This is a genomic window from Duodenibacillus massiliensis (assembly GCF_900128485.1).
Classification (GTDB): Bacteria; Pseudomonadota; Gammaproteobacteria; order Burkholderiales; family Burkholderiaceae_F; genus Duodenibacillus; species Duodenibacillus massiliensis.
In genome coordinates, this window is record NZ_LT635859.1 from 559,874 (window position 1) to 565,842 (window position 5,969).

Annotated in this window: 7 protein-coding genes and 1 other RNA gene (1 of these 8 cut by a window edge); 4 read left to right on the top strand and 4 right to left on the bottom strand. The window is 55.8% G+C overall.

Features of this window, described 5'->3' with window-relative positions:
* The 4 genes from iscB to BQ7486_RS11640 all read right to left on the bottom strand — a co-directional run.
* Nucleotides 1-83: the 5' portion of an RNA-guided endonuclease IscB gene (gene iscB / locus BQ7486_RS05540; protein WP_204206994.1), read on the bottom strand. It extends 1,204 nt beyond the left edge of the window; 83 of the gene's 1,287 nt are visible here — the first part of the coding sequence; it begins with the start codon at nucleotides 81-83; its stop codon lies off the left edge, out of view.
* Nucleotides 84-388: 305 nt separating this feature from the next.
* Nucleotides 389-1,417: a nitrogen regulation protein NR(II) gene (gene glnL / locus BQ7486_RS05545; protein WP_074009283.1), complete on the bottom strand. Its 1,029-nt coding sequence runs from the start codon at nucleotides 1,415-1,417 to the stop codon at nucleotides 389-391.
* A gap of 209 nt (nucleotides 1,418-1,626) precedes the next feature.
* The gene (gene glnA / locus BQ7486_RS05550) at nucleotides 1,627-3,039 is read right to left on the bottom strand and encodes a type I glutamate--ammonia ligase (protein ID WP_022373278.1); all 1,413 of its coding nucleotides are present in this window, start codon (nucleotides 3,037-3,039) and stop codon (nucleotides 1,627-1,629) included.
* Nucleotides 3,036-3,296: a hypothetical protein gene (locus BQ7486_RS11640; RefSeq protein ID WP_143183057.1), complete on the bottom strand. Its 261-nt coding sequence runs from the start codon at nucleotides 3,294-3,296 to the stop codon at nucleotides 3,036-3,038. Before BQ7486_RS11640 ends, glnA begins: the two co-directional genes overlap by 4 nt.
* A gap of 39 nt (nucleotides 3,297-3,335) precedes the next feature.
* Between BQ7486_RS11640 and ssrA the strand changes: the two genes are divergently transcribed.
* The 4 genes from ssrA (at nucleotide 3,336) to BQ7486_RS05570 (ending at nucleotide 5,958) form a co-directional block, all read left to right on the top strand.
* Nucleotides 3,336-3,698: a transfer-messenger RNA gene (ssrA, locus tag BQ7486_RS05555) on the top strand.
* A 431-nt stretch (nucleotides 3,699-4,129) separates the two neighbouring features.
* Complete coding sequence (locus BQ7486_RS05560; protein ID WP_074009216.1) at nucleotides 4,130-5,518, top strand: ISL3 family transposase; 1,389 nt, start codon at nucleotides 4,130-4,132, stop codon at nucleotides 5,516-5,518.
* A gap of 124 nt (nucleotides 5,519-5,642) precedes the next feature.
* Nucleotides 5,643-5,777, top strand: coding sequence for a hypothetical protein (locus tag BQ7486_RS12365; protein ID WP_268874076.1), 135 nt, complete (start codon nucleotides 5,643-5,645; stop codon nucleotides 5,775-5,777).
* Nucleotides 5,755-5,958 (top strand): hypothetical protein, encoded by a 204-nt coding sequence (locus BQ7486_RS05570; RefSeq protein WP_143182963.1) that lies wholly within the window; start codon nucleotides 5,755-5,757, stop codon nucleotides 5,956-5,958. The genes BQ7486_RS12365 and BQ7486_RS05570 overlap by 23 nt, the downstream gene beginning before the upstream one ends.
* The last annotated feature ends 11 nt before the right edge of the window (nucleotides 5,959-5,969 follow it).

The window sequence follows — 5,969 nt, forward strand, 5'->3', positions numbered from 1 at the left end:
AGCTGACGCGCCTTGGACGGGGAGCACGGCATGAGCGGTTGCCCGCGCATATTCAACACAAAAACTTTCAAAGTGTTCTCCATTGACGGATACCTCACGGGCTCCGTCTGCTCGACCTTGCGGTCGGTGGTGATCCTTCGCCAATGTTGGAAGGGGTTTGTTGTCTGAAGCACCGCTCCTACCTCTCAGAGCTTTTAACCGCAGACCGCAGAGCGCGGGACTAGGATCGACATCCCGCGGTGCCTGTTTGCGTCCCGTCTTGCGACGGAACGAATTCCCAACCAACGGAGTCCGTCCGAAAACGGACTGAGGCTAGTCAACCAAGACTTGTTGCCAAGCCTCTGACTTCAGTCAGGGGGAGTTGACCTCGGTGTTCCTTTCGTTTGTTTCAGGCGGCTTTTAACGGAAAAAGCAGCCGGAAGTCCGTGCGCCCGGGTTCGCTTTCCGCCTCAATCGCCGCTCCGTGCTGATCAACGTAGGTTTTCACAAGCGACAACCCCAGCCCCGTGCCGCCGTCTCTGCCCGTTACGAGCGGGTAGAAAATCTTTTCGCGGATCGCCGGATCAATGCCGGGCCCGTTATCGATCACTTCCACGCTTAAGGCCATGCGCCAAAGTTTTCGCTGAATCGTCACCTGCCGGGCAATACGGGTTTTAAGCGTGATCTCGGCACGTCCCTCGTCAATGAGCGTATGCATCGCCTGCACGGCGTTACGCATCAGATTTAAAAAGATCTGAATGAGCTGCTCTTTGTCCCCGGTGATTTCCGGTGCCGACACGTCGTAATCCCGCCGGATCACAAGGCCCGCCGGAAATTCCGCGGTGAGAAGATTTCTCACGCGCTCCAGAACCTCGAGAATATTGACTGGTCCCACACGCCTTTCCCTGCGGTAGGGCACCAACAGCCGGTCCACGAGGCTTTGCAGGCGGTCGGCCTCACTGATGATGACGGCGGTGTATTCCCGCTCATCGCTTGTGGCAAGCTCGGCGTCGAGGAGCTGCGCCGCACCGCGGATGCCTCCGAGCGGATTTTTCACTTCGTGCGCGAGGTTTCGCAAAAGGGCCTTGGTGGCCTCGTTCATCCCCGCCTGCTCTTCCTCACGCACCAGCTGCATGGCGTCGTGCACGGCGGTGATTTCCAGCACCCGATAGCCCTCGCTTCCCGCTAAAGGCGAAAGCGTTGCGTAGACGGGCTCGGGATCGGTCATCGGACGGCAGAGTTCCGCGACGGCTCCGTAGGGCGAAAACTTGTCGCCCTGCGCAGGCAGATGCGAGAGCCACTGCGTCACCGCGGGTAGCCACTGGCCGATACCAGACCCGGTGAGGTTGCGGCGCGAGACACCGAAAAGCATTTCAGCCGCGGCGTTACACCAGGCGACAACGCCCGTTTTTTCCAGCACCACAACTGATGTTGCCAAAAGATCGGCGCCTGCACAAAGCCGCACGTCAAACGTGCCGCACGGCTCTTTGGTTCTCAACACAATCTCTGCCTTTATGCCGTAAAAGAGGAAAGAAAAGGCGCAAGCGGCTGATGTCACCACTGCGCCTTTTTTTGCGTTCATCTGCCGAAGGCGGGCCGCGGAAAAACCTTGCCGCGGCACCGTCCTTTCAGCGTGAGCGCCCTATATCAGCCGGCGTAGTACATATCGAATTCGCAGGGTTCGATGCTTGCGCGGTAACGCGTGACTTCCTGCATCTTCAGCGCAATGAAGCTGTCGATGAAGTCGTCGCTGAAAACGCCGCCGCGAGTGAGGAACTCACGGTCGCGGTCGAGGTAGTCAAGGGCCATGTCCAGGCTCGAGCAAACCGTCGGGATCTTCGCGTTTTCTTCGGGCGGCAGATCGTAGAGGTTCTTGTCGGCCGGATCCCCCGGATTGATCTTGTTCTGAATACCGTCAAGGCCAGCCATCAGCATCGCGGAGAAGGCGAGGTAGGGGTTGGCCATGGGGTCCGGGAAGCGCACTTCCACGCGGCGGGCCTTGGCGCTCGAGACGTGCGGGATACGCAACGAGGCCGAGCGGTTGCATGCCGAGTACGCAAGCTTCACCGGGGCTTCAAAGCCCGGGACCAGACGCTTGTAGGAGTTCGTGGTCGGGTTGGTGAGGGCGTTTAAGGCACGGGCGTGCTTGATGATGCCGCCGATGTAGTGCAGGGCGAGCTCGGAAAGACCGGCGTAGCCGTTGCCGGCAAAGAGGTTTTCACCGTTCTTCCAGATGGACTGGTGCACGTGCATGCCCGAGCCGTTGTCGCAGCTCATGGGCTTGGGCATGAAGGTCGCGGTCTTACCGTAGGCAGCCGCCACGTTCCAGATCGTGTACTTCATGATCTGCAGCCAGTCGGCGCGCTGCACGAGCGTGGAGAAGCGAGTACCGATTTCGCACTGACCCGCAGCACCCACTTCGTGGTGGTGGATTTCACAGGGCACGCCCTGCTGCTCCAGAAGCGTCACCATTTCGGCGCGGATGTCGGTAAGGGAATCAACCGGCGGAACCGGGAAGTAGCCGCCCTTAAAAGGAGCGCGGTGGCCGAGGTTGCCGCCTTCAAATTCGATCTTCGTAGACCAGGGGGCTTCTTCCGAGCCGATCTTAAAGAACGTGTGATCCGGGTCGGTGCTCCAGGTGACGCTGTCGAAAATGAAGAATTCAGGTTCCGGACCGAAGAAAGCCTGATCACCGATCCCGGTGGACTTCAGATACGCTTCGGCGCGCTTTGCGAGAGAGCGAGGATCGCGGGCATAGCCCTTGCCGGTGTCGGGTTCAGCGACGTCGCAGGTCAGAATCAGCGTGTTCTGTTCGCGGAACGGATCCATATGAGCCGTGTTGGGGTCGGGCATCAGGATCATGTCGCTGGCTTCAATGCCTCGCCAGCCGGCCATCGAGGAGCCGTCAAAGGGCTGACCGTCTTCGAAGGTTTCTTCCGTGAGCTGATGAGCGGGAACGGAAACGTGCTGTTCACGGCCGCGGGTATCGGTCAGGCGGTAATCGACAAACTTAACATCGTTGTCTTTGACCATCTGCAAAACGTCAGAGGGGGACGTCATATTCTTTCTCCTCGAATCAAAGGGAAGTGTTTTACGTTATCTGTCGCGGCCGGGCCCGAAATCAGCTCACCCGCTTCGTGTTGTCCGAAATAAAGCAAAAACCGTGCCAAAATGAAATTCGCGTTTTTTGCACCTTTTTGCAGCGCCGGCACGCTCGCCATGCACAAAGAATGATCATAATGCACCTGATTGGTGCTTTGTTGCTTTTTGGTGCGCACCTTTGCGGCAGCAACAGTTTTTACCAAAAAAGCGCGCAAATTCCGCCGGCTTCCTTTAATATGCACGATCCAGCGTGTGGGGGTGTTCCGGTTTCGACGGGGTATAGGACGCTGCACGATGCATGTCGAGGTCTAGTCACCTCGTAAAACAGCTAGACACAAATAAACGCCAACAACGAGCGTTTCGCTCTCGCCGCCTAAGGGCCGCGGGCGATGCACCGGATGGTCTCTGGTCCGGGTCGGGTAAAACCGACAGCATCGTCATTCACAGGGACTGGACTGATGCGGTGTCGCGACGCATTGGTCGAGATCAAGCGACTGGCTGATGACCGGCCCGCCCGAAGGCAGGGTTGTCAGTAAGACTTAAATTTCCGGGCTAAACATGTAGATTCGGCGGAAAAATTGCTTCGGACGCGGGTTCAATTCCCGCCACCTCCACCAGGAATACGTCCCGGGTTGTCCATGACAACTCGGGTTTTTTATTTTCTTTCAAAGATTTAGCCCTGAAATTCGCCCATGGTCGTCCACCGATGTCCACCCCGGTTTTCGACGATTTTTAGCCAAAATTGTCTCTATTTTTTGGATTCTTCGGGCATATGTGTGGGTAGTTAGTCCACCGTTTTTGGGCAACGAGAGCCTGTTAACAAATACGGAGAGAGCCCCCGGTAATCGCGTAGCGAAATACCGAGCACGGCCGCAGGCCGCGCACAGGTATGCAGCGTAGCGAGTACCGGGGGCTCTCTCCGTAACGGCCGCCGAATAGGGGCAGGGCGAACAGCACGACTGCCGGCCTTTCTTCAGATTTCATTAAAAAAAAGCCATTCACAGTCTTTAAAGTTGTGGCTGTCAACACTCACAAAATAAGGACCGGAATGGCTCGGGACACCACTTTATTCAAGCATCTTCTCAATGTCAAAGGCACCGTCATCGAGGACATCGAATTCTTCCACGAAACTGACGGTACAAAATCTGCAGTGGTCCAGGTTCACGCCACCCGGGGATACCGTTGCCGGTGCCCGCACTGCAACAGGAAAAGCCCCAGGTACGACTCTGCTCGAAACGATCAGGTTCGCCTTTGGCGCGCCGGTGATTTAAACGGCATTCGTGTCTATCTGCAGGCTGAGAGCTACCGTATTTGCTACCCCAAACACGGCGTCGTAACCGCCGCCGTGCCGTGGGCCTTCCATGGCTCGCGCTTCACCAAAGACTTTGATCTGACGGTGGCCTGGCTGGCCCGCAGTCTGCCCCGCAGCATCGTATGTAAGTTCATGCGCATCGACTGGAAAACAGTAGGTCGCTGCGTTGAAAGGACCAAAGACTTTCTAGAACCTGACAGCTCGGCGCGCTTCGATAATCTGAGAGCCATCGGCATTGATGAAACCAGCTACCGTAAGGGACACAGCTACATCACCGTTATCGTCAATCACGACACCAATACCGTTGTCTGGGTGTCCAAAGGTCACGGCAAAGCAGTCCTCTCAGAGTTCTTTAAGTTGCTGACCCCGGAGCAACGCGCCGGCATCAAAATTATCACCGGCGATGGTGCCCGCTGGATCGATGATTGCATCCGGGAGTTTGTCCCTCATTGCCAGCGTTGCGTGGATCATTTCCATGTCGTTCAGTGGGCTAACGAAGCTGTCGATAATGTCCGCAAAAAGGAGTGGCGCGAGGCAGCCAAGGAGGTCAGGCAAATCAGCAAGCAACTCAAAAAGAAACGCGGCAGGCCGAAGGCTGACGATAAAACAAGGGAAGAGTTCAATCAGGCCAAACAGACCGCAGATGAAATCAAATCTGCACTGTATGCCCTCGGCAAGGCCCCTGAGAACCTGACGGAAAACCAGAGGCATAAAGTGGAGCTGATTGCACGGACAAGCAAAGTACTGTTCCGCTGTTACACCAGCAAGGAGGCCCTGCGTTTAATCCTGAAAATGACTGATCCGCAACAGGCTTCCCAGGAGCTCAAAAGTTGGTATTACAGGGCAAGGCACAGCCGTATTGATGAGCTTAAAAATTTGGCCGCCAAGATACGCCGCCACGAACAAAACATACTCAACAGCATCACGCTAAAAATGAGCAATGCACGCGTCGAAGCCGTCAACAACAATATCAAGCTGATTATTCGGAAAGCCTACGGGTTTCGTAATGTTGAAAATCTCAAGGCAATGGTGCTTTTATGCTGCTCAAATTTGGTAATCCCTTTGCCAAACCATGCTGTCTCCGGAAAGCCCGCTAAACAACAGCCTTCCGGTGTAGTTGCTTGACTTTTTTACCCACAACTATGCACGAATAGCCGAAAAAATTGAACTTGTGAGACGGCAAAGCGGACTTTATGGGCTGGACCACGCCGTAACAAGAACGCAGAAAATCATCCTCAGTTGCTTTGGCATGAATGAAGATGATGTCCGCAGGGGTGCAGCATCGATAGCAGCGTCACTGGCCGCAGCGGCCGCCAATCAAAAAGACAACAATGAACCCGAAGAGGACGATGATGCCGAGAATGAAATCTGTGACGTCGATTGAAGCGAAAATTGCGTTGGCGCAGGAGAAGCTCCTGGCGGCGGAAGCTCGATACAACGCATGGGCTGAAAAGTTGCTTGCCCTGCAGAAAGAAAAGGAAGAGGTGCAGGCAGCCAACATCGCCGCGGCTCTCAGAACCAGCCGGAAGACCTATCAGGAGCTGATGACCTTTTTGGGGAAATAATCACCCGTGCC